Below are 18991 nucleotides of genomic sequence, written 5' to 3' on the forward strand. Positions count from 1 at the left end.
TGCCTGGGCAGCAATGCGGTCGCGCTCTCGAAGCCGAATGTGAAACTGGTTTTACAGTCGCGCCCGAGCGTGAAACCAGCCGCACACTCGCGGGCTAGGCGTCGCGGCGTCAGGCGTCGCCGGACTGCAGCCGCGCACGGACCGATTCCATGCGCTGAGCCAGGGCCGCCTCGTCGATGACGTTGCGGGCCACCAGGGAGTGCGCCAGCGCGACGAGCTGGCTCTCCGGATACGGCAGGGCCGCGTACCGCCCTTCGCCGAGGCGATCCTCGTCGGTCCGGCGCATCAAGAGCTCCAGCGCCGTTCCCTGCCTGTCGAGCGCTTCACACATCCCGTCGAGGCTGGACTTCCAGGGCGGCACCGGATTGCTCACGCCATATTTCTCCGCCATCCGCGCCCACACCTGGTCGCGCTCGGCGACCTGCTCGAGCGTCGGCACCCGCACGGCGGTGACGTCGATCTCGGCTGACATCGGCGGGCCGTCAGTAATTCTCGGCGGGGCGCACCGCGGGATGCACGGGGCGTTCGATGCTGGAGGTCACCCCCGGCTTGGGCAGGGCAACGCCGATCATGCAGTCGCGCGTGACGATCTCGGCGAGCTGCTCCTCGCTCCACCCGTCGGTTCCCGCCGGCCGGACCGGCAGCACGAGGAAGCGGTGTTTGGAATTCGAATCCTCGACCCGGATTTCGACGTCCTCCGGCAGATACAGGCCGAACTCGGCGAGGACTTGGCGGGGCCATCGCACGATGCGGCGTCGATAGTTCGGCGTCCGGTACCACTCGGGGGAGTTGCCCAGCAGCGGACGCGGGTAGCAGGAGCACAGCGTGCACACGATCACGTGGTGCAGCGTTTCGGTGTCCTCGAGGATGTGCAGTGCGGTGAAGTCGCTGGGTGTGCCGAAGCCGGTCGGATGGAGCCAGTCGATGCCCACCTCGCGGCTGGCGGCGATCCCGTCCCGCAGGGCCAGCCGTTTGAAGTCCGGGTCCACCCAGGCCTTCGCGACGAGCCGGGCGCCCGGCGCCGGCCCCATCTGCTCGACGAACTCGGTGTAGCGCCGATGATCCTCGGCGGTGAACAGACCCTTCTCGATTGCCAGTTCGCGCAGAGCGATTTCCAGCACTTCGAAGTCGGTGACCTCGTCGACCATCGGTGCCGCGTGGCGTTCAGGTTCGTGGGTGTGCTCTGTCATCTCGCCATCCTGGTTGGTGATGGGTGTCGGCTCGGCTTAGGAAGCCGGCTGCAGCCAGCGTTCCGATATCTCGGCTTGCAGCGTGTCGTTCGGCGCGCCCGCGTAGGGCTCCCAAAGGTCGGTCATCTTGAAGCGAACGATGTAGAACCACTCCGGCCGCTGGTCTTCGCGGTCGAACGCCTCGTCCTCGGGCGCCGGGCTCTCGTAGGACACCCGGACGACCGTGCCCGGCTTGCCCCGCAGGTATTCCTGCGTGCGCGTGTAGAAGATGGTGGGCAGGTCTCGCACCACCACCGGGTCGCCGACCGCGAAACGCGCGTCACCGGCGAGGCCGTCGAAGCACTGCGGGTCGCCCTTGCCGACCGCCTCGACGTGATGGCGGTTCCTGGGGACCGCCGCCGCGTCGCCGATACAGCGAGGCGCCGGTTCCAACGGGGTCGCGCCGCCCTCCGCGCGCCCGCGCACTTCGGCCGCCCGTTCGATCAACTCACCCAACGTGATGTGGCGCTTGTCGATGAGGCACCGGGCGACCGCCAAAACCCAACGGCCGTAGTACGGGAAGCCCTGATACAGCGTCCTTCCGACATCGACGTTGCCGAGCCTTCTGCGCTCCTCCGACGTCCAGATGCCCCGCCAGCCGAGGACCTCACACGTGACGAAAGTGTCGAGCTCCCATTGCTCTTCCTCTTTCTCCTCGAAGACCGCAGGGGCGTCGGGCTCGCCACCCACGTCGTGGGGTGTCTTCATGAAGGCGCGGAAGCGATCGTGATGTATCTCGTCCGGGTAGGCCCAGTCCTGCAATCGGTGAAAGGCGACGCGCAGTTGGCTGACCATGTCGCCCATAACAGAATTCGCCACGATCGCTACCTCAAAGTAGAAGCGAGAGTGCATAACCCCGAAGACCCACCGTAACACCGCTCGGGTTATCCGCGCGTGGCCAATCTGCGCCCACCGCATGTCGACTGTGCCGCCGGCCGCACACTCGCGACGCGCTAAGCGGTCAACCCCAGTGCCGCCTGATGGTCATGGGTGGGGATGATGGTCACCGCATGCCGAGCAAGGTGCAGTCGCTGCAGCGTCCGGAACGCCTCGTCGCGATCCTCGTCCACCAAAACGCCCGGATAGCTTGCCTTTTGGCGGACCTTCTCGATCTGCAGCCAGTGCCAGGCCGCGTCGCCGGCGATCAGGATCCAGCCGCGCCCGGTGTGGGCGAGCACTCCGACGCTGCCCGGGGTGTGGCCGGGCAGGTCGACAAGTAGGACGGACCGGTCCCCGAACAGGTCGCGGCTTCGGGCGAAGGTCAGCACCGGCGGCCCGTCCAGCTCGTAGTCGACCACGGGCCGTCGGCGCAGCGAATCGCGGACACCGCCGACGGGCGCGACGCGGCCGGACCCGATCCAGTCCCGTTCGGTGCGGTGCAGATGAACGGGCAGATCCGGCAGATCCAGCAACCCCGACACGTGATCCCAGTGCGCGTGGGTCGGCAAGGCGAAATCCAACGCCGGCGGCTCCGGCAGCCGGGTCAGGGCCGTGACCGTGGGAACGGTGTCGGCGGGCGGGCGGACGGCAACGCGCAGCACCGCGGGTAGTTGGGCGATCGCCCGCCGCTCGACGTCGCGGCACACGGCCGGGTCGACGATGAAGGTGGCGTCCGGATGGCTGACGACGAACGAGGTCATCGAGTTCCCGACGCGCCCGGGCGTGAATGTGCCCTCGACGATCGCCGCGGTCGGCACCGGTCGCGGCACCTGGGGCAGCGCGGTCACCGTGACGGTGCGCCTGGGCTCGGGCAGCCCCGCGTCGGCGACGCTGCGCAGGAACCTCTGGTCGGGCCGTCGCGGACGCACCGCGCCCCAGACCGATCCCATTGCGGCGGAGCAACATTGGCGCAGCGAGGGGGAGCGGACCGGCTCGTGCCTCATGGCACGTCCACCCGGACGATGACGCTGTCGGGCCACACGCCCCGGTTGCGCGCACGGCTCAGCTTCTGGCGGACGCACAGGTCTTGGTGGACGTTGGTGACGCCCGGGACCTTGATCAGCGGCACAATGTTCCACTGCCAGCCATACCGTTTGCGCAGGACGCGGTTGGCCCGCGCGGCGTCGTCGCCCGACAGGATCGTGGCGTGGCCCGCCACCGTCGTCGCGCCCGGACGGACCCGGCCGCGATGGTCGCACGCGGTGACCTCGACGTCGCGGCGCGTGGTCAACCGCCGGGTCTTCGGCCCCACCTTGGTGCGGAATACCAACGCGTCGCCATCCAGCCCGAACCAGATCGGGGTGTCGACGGGGGTGCCGTCGCGGCGGAACGATCGAAGCAGCGCGTAGCGTGCCGCGCCCAGCCCATTGAGTGGATGTGTGTGCATAAGATCAGTCAACGACTTAGAGTTGGCTCTAAGTCAAGCGTCGAAGGAGAGGCCGATGAGTCCACGGCTGACGATCGGCGAGGTGGCGCGCCAGGCCGGGGTCGCGGCGACAACGCTGCGTTACTACGAGCAGATCGGCTTGGTGCCGCCGCCCGGGCGGCTGGGCGGGCAGCGCCGCTACGACGATTCGGTGCTGGCCCGGCTCGAGGTGATCCGGCTCTGCAAGTCGGCCGGCTTCGCGCTGGAGGAGATCCAGCTGTTGTTCGCCGACGACGCACCGGGGCGGCCGGCGAGCCGCGCCCTGGCGGAGGCCAAGCTCGCCGAAATCGATGCCCAAATGGAGTCGCTGGCCCAGGCCCGGGCGGTCATCGAGTGGGGTATGCGCTGCACGTGTCCCTCAATTGATGCGTGTACCTGTGGAATTCATACCGCGTTGCCCGCCTGAGCAAAGGAGCTCCCGTGAGTCAGCCGCCCACCATCCCCGTGCAGAGCTTCTCCCATGTGTGCATCGGCGTCTCCGACATGGAGGCGTCGCTGGCCTTCTACACCGCGGTGCTGGGCATGGACGTCGTGTTCGACGTCGAGCTCGACGGCGCCGGCCTGGATGCGGTGACCGGTGGGGTGGCGCAGCGGGGGCGCATGGTCGGCGGGCTGATCGGCGCCGCCATGGTCGAGCTGCTGTCGCTGGGCGCGGTCCCCGAGTGCCCGCGCGGGCCGCACCTGGGCTACACCAACGTCTCGTTCCGGGTGGACGACCTCGACGCCACCTTCGACGCCGTGCGGCGTGAGCACCCCGACGTCCGGGCCGAGCCGCCCGTCGACATCGGCGGGGTGCGGATGTTCTTCATCTACGACCCCGACGGCACCCCCATCGAACTGCTGGAGTTGCCCGCCGGCATATCGAGCACGCTGCAGCTCTGGCGCCCGGATCCAGCGTGATCCATTCCGCGTCCCCGATCACGGACGTACGCTCACGAAGGCAGAGCTGAGAGGACACCCATGACGACAGCCGAGCGCCCGGCCACCCTGTGCGAGGCATTCCAGCGCAGCGCGTCGATCGATCCGGATGCCGTCGCGCTCCGCACCCCCGGCGACACCCAGACCATGACGTGGAGCGAGCTCGCGGCGCAGGTGCGCAAAGTCACCGCCGGACTGGCCGGCCTGGGGGTCCGGCGGGGCGACACCGTGTCACTGATGATGGCCAACCGCGTCGAGTTCTACCCCTTGGAGATCGGCGCCCAACACCTCGGCGCCACTTCGTTTTCGGTGTACAACACGCTGCCCGCCGAGCAGCTGACGTACCTGTTCGACAACGCGGGGACGAAGGTCGCGATCTGCGAGGAGCAGTACGTGGACCGCATCCGCGCCAGCGGCGCGCCCATCGAACACATCGTCTGCATCGACGGGTCACCGCCCGGCACCATTTCGCTGGACGACCTGTACGCCGCGGCGCAGCCCGATTTCGACTTCGAGGCGACCTGGCGGGCGGTGCGGCCCGACGACGTCGTCACCCTCATCTACACGTCCGGGACCACCGGAAACCCCAAGGGCGTGGAGATGACCCACGCCCATCTGCTGTTCGAGGCGTATGCCCTCAACGCCGTCCTGCCGTCCCGGTTCGGTGACCGGGTCACGTCGTATCTGCCGACGGCGCACATCGCCGACCGGGTGATGGGTCTGTACGCCCTGGAAGTATTCGGCGCCCAGGTCACGGTCGTCTCCGATATCCGCGCCATCGCCGCCGCCCTGCCCGACGTGCGGCCCACGGTCTGGGGCGGGGTGCCGCGGGTGTGGGAAAAGCTCAAGGCCGGAATCGAATTCGCCGTCGCCAACGAGACGGACGAGGTCAAGCGTCAGGCCTTGCAGTGGGCGATGTCGGTGGCCGGCAAGCGCGCCGCCGCCCTGCTGGCCGGCGAGCAGATGCCGGACGAGCTGGCCGCCGAATGGGCCCAGGCCGACGAGTTGGTGCTGTCGAAGCTGCGCGAGCGGCTTGGCTTCGGCGAACTCCGTTGGGCGGTGTCCGGTGCGGCCCCGATCCCGAAGGAGACGCTGGCGTTCTTCCTCGGCATCGGCATTCCCATCGCCGAGGTCTGGGGGATGTCGGAGCTGAGCTGCGTCGCCGCCGTCAGCCATCCGCGCGACGCGCGCCTGGGCACCGTCGGCAAGCTGCTGCCCGGGCTGGAGGGCAAGATCGCCGAGGACGGCGAATATCTGGTGCGCGGTCCGCTGGTGATGAAGGGCTACCGCAAGGAACCCGCCAAGACCGCGGAGGCCATCGACGCCGACGGCTGGCTGCACACCGGCGACATCATCGACGTCGACGACGAGGGCTACCTGAGGATCATCGACCGCAAGAAGGAGCTGATCATCAATGCCGCCGGAAAGAACATGTCGCCGGCCAACATTGAGAACACCGTGCTGGCGGCGTGTCCGATGGTCGGCGTGATGATCACGATCGGTGACGGGCGGCCGTACAACGCCGCGCTGATGGTCTTCGACGCCGAATCGGTCGGACCATACGCGGCCCAGCACGGCCTGGCCGACGCGTCGCCCGCGGCCCTGGCGAGTCATCCTGAAGTCATCTCCCGGATCGCCGCGGGGGTGGCCAAGGGCAACGCCAAACTGTCACGGGTGGAACAGATCAAGCGTTTCCGGATACTGCCCTCACTCTGGGAGCCCGGGGGAGACGAGATCACGCTGACCATGAAACTCAAGCGCAAGCCGATCATGGCGAAGTACGCGAGCGAGATCGAGGAGCTCTACGCGCCCGAACTACACCCGGACGTGCACGAGCCGTCGGCGGCCGCGACGGTGCAACCGGCATGAGCGGGGGACCGGGGGCGACCGCGCGCGAGTTCGGCCGGGTCGGCGTGCGAAAGCTGCTGCAGCGCACCGGCATTGTCGAGGAGTCGACGACACCGCTGACGACCGACCCGGTGGAGGTCGTCCAGCTGCTGGCCGCCCCGTGGTATGACGAGCGGCTGAGTGGGCTGGCCGACGAGCTGGGTCGCGACCTGGCGAGCGTGCGCGCCGAGGCCGCCAGTTACCTGCGGGAGATGGCACCCTCGCTGGACGAGCGGGCGGTCAGGGCGTGGCGCAGCTTCAGTTGCTGGCTGATGCGGGCCTACGACGTGCTGGTCGACGAGGACCAGATCGCGCAGCTGCGCAAACTGGATCGCAAAGCCACGCTGGCGTTTGCCTTTTCGCATCGCTCCTACCTGGACGGTCTGCTGCTGCCGGAGGTGATCCAGGCCAACCGGCTCTCGGCCGCGCTCACCTTCGGCGGGGCGAACCTGAACTTCTTCCCGATGGGCGCCTGGGCCAAGCGCACCGGCACGATCTTCATCCGCCGTCAGACCAAAGACATTCCCGTGTACCGGTTCGTGCTGCGCGCCTACGCGGCGCAGCTGGTGCAGAACCACGCCAATCTCACCTGGTCCATCGAAGGCGGCCGCACCCGTACCGGCAAGCTGCGTCCCCCGGTGTATGGGATCCTGCGCTACATCAGCGACGCCGTCGACGAAATCGACGGCCCTGAAGTCTATTTGGTGCCCACCTCGATCGTGTACGACCAGCTGCACGAGGTCGAGGCCATGACCACCGAGGCCTACGGAGCCGCGAAACGGCCCGAGGACTTCCGTTTCCTGATCCGGCTGGCGCGGCAGCAGGGCGAGCGGCTGGGCCGCGCGTACCTGGACTTCGGCGAACCGCTGCCGCTGCGCAAGCGGCTCGAGGAGCTGCGCGCCGAGGAGTCCGGAACGGGCACCGAGATCGAACGCATCGCGCTGGACGTCGAGCACCGGATCAACCGCGCCACCCCGGTCACCCCCACCGCGGTGGTGAGCCTCGCGCTGCTCGGCGCCGACCGCTCGTTGTCCATCAGCGAGGTGCTGGCCACCGTGCGACCGTTGGCGAGCTACATCGCGGCCCGAAACTGGTGCGTGGCCGGCGCCGCCGACCTGACGAATCGCTCGACCATCCGTTGGACGCTGCATCAGCTCGTCGCCTCGGGCGTGGTCAGCGTGTACGACGCCGGCACCGAACCGGTTTGGGGCATCGGGGCAGACCAGCACCTGGTCGCGGCGTTCTACCGCAACACCGCCATCCACATCGTGGTCGATCGCGCCATCGCCGAGACGGCGTTGCTGGCGGCCATCGAAGACGCCGAGGCTTCGGTGGACGGGCTGGTGCAGCCGACACGCGTACGAGACGAGGCGCTGGCCCTGCGCGAGTTGCTGAAATTCGAGTTTCTCTTCTCCGCGCGTGCGCAATTCGAAAAGGAGCTCGCCGACGAAGTGCGCCTGCTCGGGCGGGTGGAAGACACGAGCAAGGCCGCCAGCGCGGCCGATGTGCGCGGGCTGCTGGAAAAGGCCGACCTGCTGTTGGCGCACCTGGTGTTGCGGCCGTTCCTGGACGCCTACCACATCGTCGCCGACCGGCTGGCCGCCTACGAGGACGAATCCTTCGACGAGAACGCCTTTCTCGCCGAGTGCCTCGAGGTCGGCAAGCAGTGGGAGCTGCAGCGCAGGATGGCAAGCGCCGAGTCGAGGTCGATGGAGCTGTTCAAGACCGCGCTGCGACTGGCCCGGCACCGCGAGCTGGTGGACGGCTTCGAGGACCTAGACATCGCGCGGCGGCGGCGCGAGTTCGCCGACGAGATCGCCACCGCCGTCCGGCGGGTCAACACCATCGCGGGCCTGGCCGGGGCGCGGTAAGCGGGGACCAGCGCGGCATTCAGCGCACCGGCGGCGTGGGAAGGTCGGCATGCCGAACCTGGTTCCCGCCAGCGCGTTTCGCCTCATACATCGCCAGGTCGGCCGCGTGCACCAGCCGTTCGATCACCTGCCGGTCGAGAACCTCGCTGCCGGTCGGGAGCCGGAAGCTGCTGACACCCACGCTGGCTGTCACGCCCCAGGGCGTCGCGGCAATGGCCGCGCGTACGGTTTCCGCCATTCGAAGCGCTTGCTCGGTGTCCATGGTCTGGGCGACCAGGAATTCCTCCCCGCCCACCCGGGCGATCAGTGTTCCCACGCTGCCGATTCGCCGCAGGTTGTCGGCTACGGCCACCAGGCTGCGGTCGCCCTCGGCGTGGCCGTAGGTGTCGTTGACCCGTTTGAAGTTGTCGAGATCGACCATCAAGACACTCAGGCATTGCGAGCGTCGGTCGGCGGCCGACATTTTCGACGCCGATCGGTAAAAGCCCCTCCGGTTGCGCAAGCCGGTTAGCGGATCGGTCGAGGACTTCAGGGCGTCGACCGACAGCCAGTGCACCAGTACCTGGCCGCAGAATGGCACCGCCAGGATGCCCGCGCTGAGCAACAGGAAGTTGGCCGCCGCCATCGACGCGTCACCGGACCAGGCGATTCGCGCGGCGCACACGGCCGCCGCACCCAGCGCGCTGCCGAGCGTGAAGACCAGCAGGCGCGCGGAGTGACAAAACGCGACATAGCCCGCGAGACCACCGAACGCGGCGCAACTCAGCATCCCGCTGCGCGGGTCGGCCTCGGTCACACACGTGGCGGCGATGCCGAGTGTGCCCACTATCGAAAACACTTGTGATTCAATGCGCCCGGGCCAGCGCCGCACCCACACCATTGCCATGCCCGCCAGGAAGGCGACGAACGCCACCGCCAGGCCGCGCCCCACGGGTGTCTGCATACCCGAACGGCTGCCCAGCATCAGCAGCGTCGCCGCGGCCAGGATGGACAGGATGCCGACCATCAGGTAGCGGATGAATGGCTTCAATCCGCGTGCGCCGAGGTAGTCAGAGAACCAGTCGTAGTGGTCGGGCTGACGCCACCACACGCCGATCCAGTGCATCGCGAGGCCCCTCACCCGTACCTTCGCCGTATGGTACTTACCACCGACAGAATCGGGAGGCATTCAGAATTTCGGGCCGTCCCCGCCTGACCGCACTGGCGCTTCCGCGCATCGTGGGCACTGCCGACCCGTCCAACCAACCGGCCGCTGAACGGAATCTCACCATGACCACCGTCGACAATCCCATTCCGCCGCAGAACTTAACGGGCATCGTGGGGTGCCGGTTCATCTACACCTACGCCAACGGGTGGCGTTACGAGATGTATGTGAAGAACGAGCGCACGATCGACTACCGAATCCATTCCGGCCATGTCGGCGGACGGTGGGTCAAGGGCCAAGAGGTCGACCTGGTGGCGCTCGACGTCGACAGTTACAAGATCTCGTGGACCGAGCCCACGGGCACGTCGGTGGCCGTCAACGTCATGCCCGGCAAGCGGCGAATCCACGGCGTGATCTTCTTTCCCCAGTGGATCCGCCAGCACGGCGAGCGCACCGTGTGCTTCCAGAACGACCATCTCGAGGAGATGCGCGCCTACCGCGACGCGGGGCCGACCTACCCGATCTTCACCGTGCCCGAGTTCGCCTACATCACCCTGTTCGAGCGGGTGGGTGCCGACGACGAATCGGTGATCGATGTAGCCCCCGACCAGCTTCCACCGGGCTGGGCCGACCGCACCGATTGACAAAGTGGGGGGCGTCCGTGGGCCTGGCGGCACTCCACAAGTTTGGTAGCCGAGAGTTGTCGTACCCCTTTGCGATGATGAAGTCATGTCCTCGATCGCATCGCCTCCCGCGGTAGTCAGTCCCGCGGATCGTGTTGAGGTGTTGTTCGACGAGTTGGCGGAGTTGACCGGTCAGCGCAACGCGATCGATGGCCGCATCGTCGAAATCTTCGCGGAGCTGGATCGTGACGGGCTGTGCGGTCTCACGGGTGCGCGGTCGGTCGAGGCGTTGGTGGCCTGGAAGCTGGGCTGCTCGTCGTCGAACGCGCACACGATCGCCGATGTCGCGCGCCGACTCGAGGCGTTTCCGCGCTGCGCCCAGGGCATGCGGGAAGGTCGATTGTCGCTGGATCAAGTCGGGGTCATCGCGGCGCGGGCAAGTGACGGCTCTGATGAGCATTACGCGGAGTTGGCCAGGGTCGCCACGGTCAGCCAGCTGCGCACGGCGGTCAAGCTGGAACCGCGACCCGAATCCGATTCTCGCCCGCAACCGCTACCGTCGATCACCAAGACTTCCAGCGACGAGTTCACTTGTTGGAGGGTCAAACTCGCGCCCCTGGATGCGGCGAAGTTCGACGCGGCGCTGGCGTCTCACCGTGACGCGCTGGTCGCCGAGTGGAAGCGCGATCGCGGCGGTCCAGGCGTCACATCCGATGCCATGCCGCCGTTGCCGGGCACCCTTGAGGCGTTCATGCGCCTGGTCGAGTCGGGATGGGATGCCGAGGTGGCCCGCCGGCCGCACGGGCAGCACACCACGGTGGTCGTGCACGTCGATCTCGAGCAGCGCGCCGCGGAGCTGCATCTGGGTCCGCTGCTCACCGACGCCGAACGCCGATACCTGACCTGTGATGCCACGTGCGAGGTGTGGTTCGAACGCGACGGTGAGCTCATCGGCGCCGGCCGAGCGAGCCGCCAGATCAACCGGCGGCTTCGCCGCGCCCTCGAGCATCGGCACCCCACCTGCGTGGTTCCCGGCTGTGGCGCTACCCGCGGTCTGCACGCCCACCACATCCGGCATTGGGAAGACGGCGGCCCAACAGAGTTGGCCAACCTGGTGCTGGTATGTCCCTATCACCACCGGTTGCACCACCGCGGCGCCATCACGATCACCGGACCCGCCGACGATCTCGTCGTCTCCGACAGCTCGGGCCGGCCGCTCAGCGCGGGATCGCTTGCGCGTGCGCCCAGCCATGCCCCGCCCGACGTCCCGCCGTGCCCCGGGCCCACCGGTGAGCGCGCCGACTGGTGGTGGTACGAACCCTTCCAGCCGCAGCCGCCACCAAGCAGCAACTAGACCTTCGTTAGCGGACCGACCGCCGGTGGCTGCCCGCCGCGAGGAGGAATCCGACCCACCGCAGGTTCGGCGAGAAGGTGATGGGCAAGCTCTTCCCATGATCCGAATGGCAACGCCGGACGATGCGGTCGCTATCGCCGACATTTATGCGCCTTACGTGCTCGACTCCGCCATCTCGTTCGAGGCGGTGCCGCCGACGGCCCAGCGACCCGCTGCCATGGTCCGACCTACCGGCTCGCACACTTGAGTCTGCGCTCGGAGGTCACACTGGAGAGCAGCATCGAACGGACGACGCCTGGCCACCCACCGAATCGAGGAGTCGATGAGTGACAAACCCGGCGGGCCGACCCGCCCGCTGATCGCGTTCACCACTCAGGACAACGCGCCGCCCATCACACCGGCCCCCATCAGCCGGCCGTGGATGTCGCAGATGCGCAACGGCTGGCCGAACAGGTGCCTGCCGATACTGATCGCCAACCAGAGCGGCTGGGAGCTGCGCAACCGGTCCGCCTTCACCGCGACGTGGATGGGCGGGGATGACAGCATGGGTGTGATCATCGCCCCGGACCGGCGCGACCCCGGTCAGCTCCTGCCGTTCAGCCACTTCGGTTACGGCATCCTGACCTGGCACCTGCCGATGTTGTTCCGTACCCCGCCGGGCTACAACCTGTTGGTCCGGGGTCCGGCGAACTATCCCAAGGACGCCGTCTCGCCGCTGGAGGGAATCGTCGAAACGGACTGGACCACATCGAGTTTCAGCATGAGCTGGCAGATCACCCGCAAGATGATGCCGGTGCGCTTCGAGGTCGACGAGCCGATCTGCATGATCGTCCCGCAAAGGCGGGCCGAGCTGGAAGAGTTCGCCCCGGAAATCAGGCCGATCGAGGCCGACGACGAGGTTCGCCGCAAGCACGAGTTCTTCCTGCGTTCACGCAACGAGCTGGGCCGGGCGCAGGCGGCGACGAATACCGCCCTGGGTGAGAAGGTGCCGTGGCAAGGCGACTACACGCGGGGCAGGCACTCCGACGGCGAGGCCGGGGCCCCCGATCACCAGACGCGCATCCATCTGCGCCCGTTCGCCGAGTCACCGGGCGACAAACAGCAATAGGCTCACCCCGCGTGCGTCGCGGTCAGCTCCGGGATTCGCGTCGGCGCCTGGGCCGATGATCCCGCCCAGGCGATGTATCCGTCGGGGCGCACCAGTACGGCAGGCCCGCGGTCGGTCCGCTCCGCCTGCAGCATCCCGGGCGCATCAACCGGTGGGGCGCCGTGTTCGCGCACGAGGACAAAACCTCCGGTGCGCTGCAGTTCGGTCAACCGTCCCTCGGCGAGCGAAATCGCGGTGGCGCGGGTGCCGACCAGACCGCGGCGGCCGTAGCGCAGCGTCGTGCCCGCGAAACTGCCCGCCGCCAGGTCCCGCACCGCGGGGATGCGAAGCAGCCTGGGTGCCAACAGGTTCCGCATCCACCGCGCAGGCCGCGGATGCAGCGTGGCGGCGCGGGCGATCAGCCCGGACTGCATCACAACGCGCTTGCCGATCGGGTGGCGTTCGTCGTGGTAGCTGTCCAGCAGCCGGTCGTCGGCGCCGCCGAGCACCGCGTCGATCTTCCACGCCAGGTTGGCGGCGTCCTGGATCCCGGTGTTCATGCCTTGGCCGCCCATGGGGGAGTGCACGTGCGCGGCGTCGCCGGCCAAGAACACCCGCCCGTGCCGGTACCGCTCGACTTGCCTTTCGTCGCAATGGAATCGGGACTTCCAGCTGACCTCGACCACACCGTAGTCGGTGCCCATGCCGCGGGCCAGGACGTCGACGACCTCGGCATCCTCGACCGGTTCGCTGTCGGGGAGCTGATGATCGCGGTCCCACACCATGGCGCGATACCACGAGCCGTCCGGGTCCTGGTGGTTGTAGGGAGCCAGGAATGCGAGGACATCTCCGGGCGCCCCGACCGTCAGGCCCCCGCCGGCCGGTCCGTGGGTCAGCTTGACGTCGGCCAGCACGATCGACGTCAGCACCGTCTTGCCGGGGAATCCGGCGCCCACCAACCGTCGAACGGTGCTGTGCGCGCCGTCGGCGCCGATCACGTACCGCGACCGCCACGTCTGCCGGTGCGCGGGATCCTCGTCGTCCTTGGGACGGGCGGTGACCGTCACCCCGTCGGCGTCCTGCTCGAGCGCGATCACCTCCATGCCGCGCCGGATCTCGGCGCCCTGGGCCTGCGCGTAGCGGCGCAGCGCGGCATCGACGTTGGTCTGCGGGGTGACCAAGACGAACGAGTAGGGCGAGTCGAGATGGGTGAGGTCGATCTGCGCGCCGGCGAACAGCCGCACGCGCGGCGCGCGGTGCCCGAGGGCCAGCAGGTCGTCGGCCAGTCCGCGCGCCTCGAGAAGTTCCAGCGTGCGCGCCATGGTGGCGAACGCGCGGCTCGACTGGTTCTCCGTCGGCCAGCGTTCCAGCACCGTGACCGACCGGTCGGCGCGAGCCAGGTCGCCCGCGGCGGTCAGGCCGGTGGGACCCGCCCCCACCACCAGGACGTCGACGTCGTTGGCCGTCATCGCGCCGCTCCTTCCGGCTCCGGGTACCAGCGCCGGATATCGCCGGGGGTGGACTGCGCCGCGCGGTTGAATACGAAGCGGCAGCCCGGCTGGGTGACGTGCGCGGCGTTGACGATCGACTCGAACAGCAGGGTGTTGCCGGCGGCCAGGCGAATGCCGGCGCCGATCAACACCGCGTCGTAGCGCTTGGCTTCCAGCCAGCGCCGAGCCTTGTCGGCGCCAGCGGCGCCGAAGGCGATCAGGCAGTTGTCGACCTCGTATCCTGCCGCGCGCAGCCCCGCGACGTTGTCGTCGTTGGCGGCGCGCAGCGCCTCCCTGGACAGCCCCGCGAACTGCGCGAAGTCCGGCGACGAGTAGTCGATCACGTCCGGATCGAGCCCGATCTGGATGACAGTCACGGTCATGGTCCGACCTCCTCGGCGTGAGTTCAACAATTGTTGAACTCAACGCTAGGCTCACGCTCTGGCCGTGTCAACAGTTGTTGAATACAATCCGCTCATGCCCACGAAAGCCCGCGACGGGAAGGTCACCCGCGCCACGATCCTGCGCGCCGCGCGCGCCCAGTTCTCCACCCAGGGCTTCGAACGCACCACCATCCGCTCGATCGCGTCGGAGGCCGGCGTGGATCCCGCATTGGTCATGCACTACTTCGGCAGCAAGGCGGACCTGTTCGCCGCGGTGTCGCGGCTCGAGGTCAGCTTCCCGGATCTCTCCGGCGTCGCCTCCGAACAGCTCGCGGACGTGCTGGTGCCGCTGTTCGTCCAGGTATGGGATCCGAACGGTTCCTTCCTGCCGCTGCTGCGCGCGGCCGCGACCAATCGCACGGCCGCCGACACGCTCCTGGCGGTTTTCGTCGAGCAGGTAGCCCCGGCCCTGGCGACCGTCACCCCCGACCGCGCCGTCGAGCGGGCCGCACTGGTGGGCTCCCAGGTCCTGGGCATCGCGATGGCCCGCTATGTGGTCGGGGTGCCGGCGCTGGCCGGAATGGACGACGCGACGCTCACCGAATGGGTGCGCCCGGTGCTCGCGCGCTATCTGACGGGCCCGGCACCCCCGGGGCCGTCGGCATAGAGTTGGTGCCATGCCACTTTCAGGGGAGTACGCACCGAGCCCATGGGATTGGGCCCGCGAACAGGCCGAGAAGTACGAGCAGTCGGGCGGGACCGAAGCCACCGACATGAAGGGGAAACCCATCATCGTGCTGACCACGGTCGGGGCCAAGACGGGAAAGCTGCGCAAGACGCCGCTGATGCGGGTCGAGCACGACGGTGAGTACGCGATCGTCGCCTCCCTTGGCGGAGCCCCGAAGCACCCCGTCTGGTACCACAACGTCGTCAAAAACCCCCGGGTCGAGCTGCAGGACGGCGGCACCACTCGCGAATACGACGCTCGCGAGGTGTTCGGCGACGAGAAGGCACTCTGGTGGGAGCGTGCCGTCGAGGCCTGGCCGGACTACGCCGAATACCAGAAGAAAACGGACCGCCAGATCCCGGTATTCGTGCTGAGCCCGGTCGGCTGAATTCCGGACTTGGTCGGCTGCCATGGCACCATTGAGCAGTGTCCGCCGAACTGAGCCATCACCCGAGCGTCGCGCCGCTTTCCGCGGCTGACATCGACGGCGCGGCGAAGCGGATCGCCTCGGTGGTCACGCCGACCCCGCTGCAGTACAGCGACCGGTTGTCGGCGATCACCGGCGCGAACGTCTACCTCAAGCGCGAAGACCTGCAGGTGGTGCGCTCCTACAAGCTGCGCGGGGCCTACAACCTGCTGGTGCAGTTGTCCGACGAGGAGCTGGCCGCGGGCGTGGTGTGCTCGTCGGCGGGCAATCACGCGCAGGGCTTCGCCTACGCGTGCCGGACGCTGGGGGTGCACGGCCGCGTCTACGTGCCCGCCAAGACTCCCCAGCAGAAGCGGGACCGCATCCGCTACCACGGCGGCGACTTCATCGAACTGATCGTGGGCGGAACGACGTACGACCTGGCCGCCGAGGCCGCGCTGGCCGACGTCGAACGCACCGGCGCCACGCTGGTGCCGCCCTATGACGACCCGCGCACCATGGCCGGTCAGGGCACCATCGCAGTCGAACTGCTGGACCAACTGGATGACGAGCCGGACCTGGTGGTCGTCCCCGTGGGCGGCGGCGGCTGCATCGCCGGCATCACCACCTACCTCGCCGAGCGGACGACGAACACATCGGTGCTTGGCGTCGAACCGGCCGGGGCCGCGGCGATGATGGCCGCGCTGGCCGCCGGCGCACCCGTGACACTGGACCACGTCGACCAATTCGTCGATGGCGCGGCGGTGCGCCGCGCGGGCACGCTGACCTACGCCGCGCTGGCCGCCGCCGGCGACATGGTGTCGATCACCACGATCGACGAGGGAGCGGTGTGCACCGCGATGCTGGACCTCTATCAGAACGAGGGCATCATCGCCGAGCCGGCGGGCGCGCTGTCGGTCGCGGGACTGCTGGAGGCCGACGTCGAGCCCGGGTCCGCGGTGGTGTGCCTCATCTCGGGCGGCAACAACGACGTTTCCCGCTACGGCGAGGTGCTGGAACGATCGCTGGTCCACCTCGGCCTCAAGCACTACTTCCTGGTGGACTTCCCGCAGGAACCCGGAGCCCTGCGCCGGTTCCTCGACGAGGTACTGGGACCCGACGACGACATCACCCTGTTCGAGTACATCAAGCGCAACAACCGCGAGACCGGCGAGGCGCTGGTGGGCATCCAGTTGGCCTCGTCGGCCGATCTGGACGGCCTGCTGGCACGGATCCGGGCGACGGAGCTGCACGTCGAACGCCTGGAGCCCGGCTCGCCGGCCTACCGCTACCTGCTGTTCTAAGCCAGATATCCCGGCACCGGCGTGGCTGGATCCAGATCCGCGGCCGGCACCGGCGCGCCCGCCGTCACGCTCAGCGGCACCACGCCCGCCCAGTGCGGCAGCGCGCAATCCTCCGGATCGTCGACCGGGGCACCGGTGCGCACCTTGGCCGATACCTCCACGAGGTCGAGGGCGAGAACCCCGGTGGCGGCCAGTTCGCGCGCGTTCGGGGCGCGGCAGTCGGCGGCGCGGCCGGGCGCGACGTGATCCAGCAGGCCGGCGAGCGCCCGCAGTTGCTCCGTCTCGTCGTCGACGACGCGCGCGGTGCCCAGCACCATCACCGACCGGAAGTTCACCGAATGGTGCATCGCGGCACGGGCCAGCACCAGCCCGTCGACCAGGGTTACGGTGACGCACACCGGCAGGCCGGACGGCGTCGCGCGGGCGGCCAGCAGGGGACCGCTGCCGGTGGAACCGTGCAGGTAGAGGGTCTCGCCCAGGCGGACGTGGGTGGTGGGCAGCACCACCGGCCGGCCGGCGCTGAGGTAGCCCAGGTGGCAGATGAGCGCCTCGTCCAGGATCTGGTGGACGGACTCGCGGTCATAGCGCGCTCGCTCCCGGTATCGGGTGGGCGTGGTGCGCGGCGTCGGCTCGTATCCGGTTTGCATGGCGGTCGCCTTTGTTCTAGTACATAATCATTAGTGTGCCAGTACAAAGCAGCATAACCGGGACGGGTGCGGAGTCCATAGCCGCCAGCATCGAAGCCGCCATCTCGGCGGGCGCGCTGGCGCCCGGGGATGCGCTGCCGCCCGTGCGCGACTTGGCCGCCCGGCTCGGCGTGAACGCCAATACCGCCGCCGCTGCCTACCGCCTGCTGCGTCATCGCGGGGCCGTGGAAACCGCCGGCCGGCGCGGCACGCGGGTGCGGCACCGCCCGGCGACTACCCCCCGATCCCTCCTCGCGCTCGACGTCCCCGCCGGCGTGCGCGACCTGTCGACCGGCAACCCGGACCCGGCCCTGCTGCCCCTTGCGGGCGCCACGCTGCCCAACCCGATTGCGGGCCGTCCGGTGCTGTACGGCGAGCCCGCGATCTCGGCGGCCCTGGCGGAGTTCGCGCGGGCGGCGCTCTCCGCCGACGGCGTGCCGTCCGATCACCTCGCGGTGACCAGCGGTGCGCTCGATGGGATCGAGCGCGTCCTGACCGCGCATCTGCGCCCCGGTGACCGGGTCGCGGTGGAGGACCCGGGCTGGGCCAATCTGCTCGATCTGCTTGCCGCGCTGGGCCTTTCGGCCGAGCCGGTCCGGGTCGACGACGAGGGGCCGCTGCCCGACGACCTGGCGCTGGCCCTGGACCGCGGGTCGCGCGGCTTGATCGTCACCAATCGCGCCCAAAACCCGACGGGTGCGGCGCTATCCGCCGATCGCGCCGACGCGTTACGGCCCCTGTTGGCGCAGCGGGCCGGGGATCTGCTGCTCGTCGAAGACGATCACTGCGCGGGCATCTCCGGCGCGCCGCTGCGTACGTTGGCCGGCGTGACCGAGCATTGGGCGTTCGTGCGATCCACGTCCAAGGCCTACGGACCCGACCTGCGGGTGGCCGTCCTCGCGGGTGACCATCGCACGGTCGAGCGCGTGCACGGCCGACTGCGGCTCGGCGCGGGCTGGGTGAGCCACCTGCTGCAGGACCTGGCCGTCAGCCTGTGGTCGGACCCGGTGGCCGCGCGCCTGGTCGGCGCGGCCGAGCGGCAATACGCCGACACCCGCCGCGCGCTCTGCGCCGCCCTGACCGAGCGCGACGTCGCCGCCCACGCGCGCTCCGGCCTCAACGTATGGATTCCCGTGCCCGATGAGACGGTCACCATCACCCGGCTGCTCCGCGCGGGCTGGGCCGCGGCGCCGGGCACGCGGTTCCGGATCCGCACGCCGGCGGGCATCCGGGTCACCATCGCCGACGTACACGCCGACGAGGTCGACCCCCTGGCGGACGCGATCGCGCAGGCGGTGCACGGCTCGGGCCGCCCCAGCGTCTAGCCGGGCGTCAACGCCCCTCGCCGCCAACGCATCCAAGGCCCGGGCCCGTCCACAACAGCGCCACGCTGGGCTCCGGCGGGGTCTCGTTGACCACGACGAGGGGAGCCGGCAACGGCTTCTCCTTCCTGAGCAAGCCGATCCACCTTAGGAATTGATTCATGGGCGAATCATCGGCGGTCACGCGGCCGGCCG

21 protein-coding genes are annotated in these 18991 nt (G+C 68.9%); 11 read left to right on the forward strand and 10 right to left on the reverse strand.

What is annotated here, in order from left to right:
- Positions 1 to 109: 109 nt before the first annotated feature.
- The 5 genes from A5711_RS15655 to A5711_RS15675 all read right to left on the reverse strand — a co-directional run bounded on the left by A5711_RS15655 (position 110) and on the right by A5711_RS15675 (position 3555).
- Entirely contained in the window at positions 110 to 472 is a 363-nt protein-coding gene (locus A5711_RS15655) for a thiocyanate hydrolase (RefSeq protein WP_067948023.1), read from the reverse strand.
- A gap of 10 nt (positions 473 to 482) precedes the next feature.
- On the reverse strand, positions 483 to 1190 hold the full coding sequence (gene scnC / locus A5711_RS15660) for a thiocyanate hydrolase subunit gamma (RefSeq protein ID WP_067948025.1): 708 nt from the start codon (positions 1188 to 1190) through the stop codon (positions 483 to 485).
- Positions 1191 to 1226: 36 nt separating this feature from the next.
- Complete coding sequence (locus A5711_RS15665) at positions 1227 to 2033, reverse strand: SH3-like domain-containing protein (protein ID WP_067948026.1); 807 nt, start codon at positions 2031 to 2033, stop codon at positions 1227 to 1229.
- Positions 2034 to 2182: 149 nt separating this feature from the next.
- Positions 2183 to 3058 carry an MBL fold metallo-hydrolase gene (locus A5711_RS15670; RefSeq protein ID WP_231987490.1) on the reverse strand — a complete coding sequence of 292 codons (876 nt, stop codon included), beginning with the start codon at positions 3056 to 3058 and terminating at the stop codon, positions 2183 to 2185.
- A 50-nt stretch (positions 3059 to 3108) separates the two neighbouring features.
- Positions 3109 to 3555: a PPOX class F420-dependent oxidoreductase gene (locus A5711_RS15675; protein ID WP_067948031.1), complete on the reverse strand. Its 447-nt coding sequence runs from the start codon at positions 3553 to 3555 to the stop codon at positions 3109 to 3111.
- Positions 3556 to 3610: 55 nt separating this feature from the next.
- Between A5711_RS15675 and A5711_RS15680 the strand changes: the two genes are divergently transcribed.
- Genes A5711_RS15680 through A5711_RS15695 form a run of 4 tightly spaced genes read left to right on the forward strand, consistent with a single transcriptional unit; the run spans position 3611 to position 8270 of the window.
- Positions 3611 to 4000: a helix-turn-helix domain-containing protein gene (locus tag A5711_RS15680; protein WP_066953289.1), complete on the forward strand. Its 390-nt coding sequence runs from the start codon at positions 3611 to 3613 to the stop codon at positions 3998 to 4000.
- A 14-nt stretch (positions 4001 to 4014) separates the two neighbouring features.
- The gene (locus A5711_RS15685; protein ID WP_082974366.1) at positions 4015 to 4494 is read left to right on the forward strand and encodes a VOC family protein; all 480 of its coding nucleotides are present in this window, start codon (positions 4015 to 4017) and stop codon (positions 4492 to 4494) included.
- Positions 4495 to 4554: 60 nt separating this feature from the next.
- Complete coding sequence (gene fadD11, locus A5711_RS15690; protein WP_067948032.1) at positions 4555 to 6381, forward strand: fatty acid--CoA ligase FadD11; 1827 nt, start codon at positions 4555 to 4557, stop codon at positions 6379 to 6381.
- Positions 6378 to 8270: a lysophospholipid acyltransferase gene (locus A5711_RS15695; protein WP_067948034.1), complete on the forward strand. Its 1893-nt coding sequence runs from the start codon at positions 6378 to 6380 to the stop codon at positions 8268 to 8270. The genes fadD11 and A5711_RS15695 overlap by 4 nt, the downstream gene beginning before the upstream one ends.
- 19 nt (positions 8271 to 8289) lie before the next feature.
- Here A5711_RS15695 and A5711_RS15700 read toward each other — a convergent pair whose 3' ends face one another.
- Positions 8290 to 9375: a diguanylate cyclase gene (locus A5711_RS15700; protein WP_067948036.1), complete on the reverse strand. Its 1086-nt coding sequence runs from the start codon at positions 9373 to 9375 to the stop codon at positions 8290 to 8292.
- A 164-nt stretch (positions 9376 to 9539) separates the two neighbouring features.
- On the opposite strand from A5711_RS15700, the gene A5711_RS15705 reads away from it, so the two are divergent.
- From A5711_RS15705 to A5711_RS15715, 3 genes are all read left to right on the forward strand, one after another.
- Complete coding sequence (locus tag A5711_RS15705) at positions 9540 to 10058, forward strand: phenolic acid decarboxylase (protein ID WP_067948088.1); 519 nt, start codon at positions 9540 to 9542, stop codon at positions 10056 to 10058.
- 85 nt (positions 10059 to 10143) lie between these two features.
- The gene (locus A5711_RS15710; protein WP_067948038.1) at positions 10144 to 11391 is read left to right on the forward strand and encodes an HNH endonuclease signature motif containing protein; all 1248 of its coding nucleotides are present in this window, start codon (positions 10144 to 10146) and stop codon (positions 11389 to 11391) included.
- A 322-nt stretch (positions 11392 to 11713) separates the two neighbouring features.
- On the forward strand, positions 11714 to 12499 hold the full coding sequence (locus tag A5711_RS15715) for a DUF6065 family protein (protein ID WP_067948040.1): 786 nt from the start codon (positions 11714 to 11716) through the stop codon (positions 12497 to 12499).
- Positions 12500 to 12501: 2 nt separating this feature from the next.
- Here A5711_RS15715 and A5711_RS15720 read toward each other — a convergent pair whose 3' ends face one another.
- Together A5711_RS15720 and A5711_RS15725 are read right to left on the reverse strand one after the other, a co-directional pair.
- Positions 12502 to 13947 carry an FAD-dependent oxidoreductase gene (locus A5711_RS15720; RefSeq protein WP_067948042.1) on the reverse strand — a complete coding sequence of 482 codons (1446 nt, stop codon included), beginning with the start codon at positions 13945 to 13947 and terminating at the stop codon, positions 12502 to 12504.
- Positions 13944 to 14351 carry a hypothetical protein gene (locus A5711_RS15725; RefSeq protein ID WP_067948044.1) on the reverse strand — a complete coding sequence of 136 codons (408 nt, stop codon included), beginning with the start codon at positions 14349 to 14351 and terminating at the stop codon, positions 13944 to 13946. Before A5711_RS15725 ends, A5711_RS15720 begins: the two co-directional genes overlap by 4 nt.
- Positions 14352 to 14445: 94 nt before the next feature.
- On the opposite strand from A5711_RS15725, the gene A5711_RS15730 reads away from it, so the two are divergent.
- Genes A5711_RS15730 through ilvA form a run of 3 tightly spaced genes read left to right on the forward strand, consistent with a single transcriptional unit; the run spans position 14446 to position 16788 of the window.
- A complete protein-coding gene (locus A5711_RS15730; protein WP_067948046.1) occupies positions 14446 to 15018 on the forward strand; it encodes a TetR family transcriptional regulator in 573 nt (190 codons plus the stop codon).
- 10 nt (positions 15019 to 15028) lie between these two features.
- Entirely contained in the window at positions 15029 to 15466 is a 438-nt protein-coding gene (locus tag A5711_RS15735) for a nitroreductase family deazaflavin-dependent oxidoreductase (protein ID WP_067948048.1), read from the forward strand.
- 38 nt (positions 15467 to 15504) lie between these two features.
- Positions 15505 to 16788 (forward strand): threonine ammonia-lyase, encoded by a 1284-nt coding sequence (gene ilvA, locus A5711_RS15740; RefSeq protein ID WP_067948050.1) that lies wholly within the window; start codon positions 15505 to 15507, stop codon positions 16786 to 16788.
- Here the strand turns inward: ilvA and A5711_RS15745 are convergent.
- Entirely contained in the window at positions 16785 to 17435 is a 651-nt protein-coding gene (locus tag A5711_RS15745; protein ID WP_067948052.1) for a pyridoxamine 5'-phosphate oxidase family protein, read from the reverse strand. The two genes, ilvA and A5711_RS15745, sit on opposite strands and share 4 nt — an antisense overlap.
- 35 nt (positions 17436 to 17470) lie before the next feature.
- Here A5711_RS15745 and A5711_RS15750 point away from each other — a divergent pair, with 35 nt between their 5' ends.
- On the forward strand, positions 17471 to 18799 hold the full coding sequence (locus A5711_RS15750; RefSeq protein ID WP_067948054.1) for an aminotransferase class I/II-fold pyridoxal phosphate-dependent enzyme: 1329 nt from the start codon (positions 17471 to 17473) through the stop codon (positions 18797 to 18799).
- A 7-nt stretch (positions 18800 to 18806) separates the two neighbouring features.
- Here A5711_RS15750 and A5711_RS26920 read toward each other — a convergent pair whose 3' ends face one another.
- Positions 18807 to 18959 (reverse strand): hypothetical protein, encoded by a 153-nt coding sequence (locus A5711_RS26920; RefSeq protein WP_156744961.1) that lies wholly within the window; start codon positions 18957 to 18959, stop codon positions 18807 to 18809.
- Between the last annotated feature and the right edge of the window lie 32 nt (positions 18960 to 18991).

The sequence above is a fragment of the Mycobacterium sp. E2238 genome, assembly GCF_001672665.1.
Lineage (GTDB): Bacteria > Actinomycetota > Actinomycetes > Mycobacteriales > Mycobacteriaceae > Mycobacterium.